Raw genomic sequence first — 554 nt, forward strand, 5'->3', positions numbered from 1 at the left:
CGGTTACGAAAAATGATGCCAAAAAACAGTGCGGAACAGAACAAACGTAGCGGCAAGTTTTCATAGGATTGCGGGAACATGAAGTCCCAAACGAAGTAGTAGAGCGGGAAGCCAATAAATCCCATCCAACCAACTAATGTTAAATTGGGCTCTGCGTACTCATATACCTTACGTATCGAATCCATACTATCTAATTTGTCTACTCCGCCTGACGTTCAAAGTTGTGACTTGCTATCTTTTTTATAATCACGTTGTTTTGTAATTATATATTACTTGCCAAATATAAGCAGCGCGAAATCCGTCAATTTATTCGCGATGCTTGTCTTTAAATTCAGTCTTTTATCTAAGTTCAGCTTGATTTCACGAATTTTTTGGTAACGAGTTCAATTGCATATTATTTTATTGTGATTCAAGTAGAATCAACTTATGCGAGGGCAACGCGAATGTTGTTCTCACTCATCTTCGTTTGATTACTCTGCCCAACTCACAAATCAAAGGTGTTCTATGGAAAGCTCTCAAATTAAAAATGTTGTTTTCGATGTCGGCAACGTACT

Annotated in this window: 1 protein-coding gene; it reads right to left on the reverse strand. The window is 37.7% G+C overall.

The genetic code is table 11. From position 1 onward, the window contains the following. On the reverse strand, positions 1-185 hold a 185-nt coding region (locus tag R7190_RS29765; RefSeq protein WP_318138193.1), incomplete at its 3' end, for a hypothetical protein. Between the last annotated feature and the right edge of the window lie 369 nt (positions 186-554).

The sequence above is a fragment of the Vibrio sp. 1078-1 genome (genome assembly GCF_033340475.1).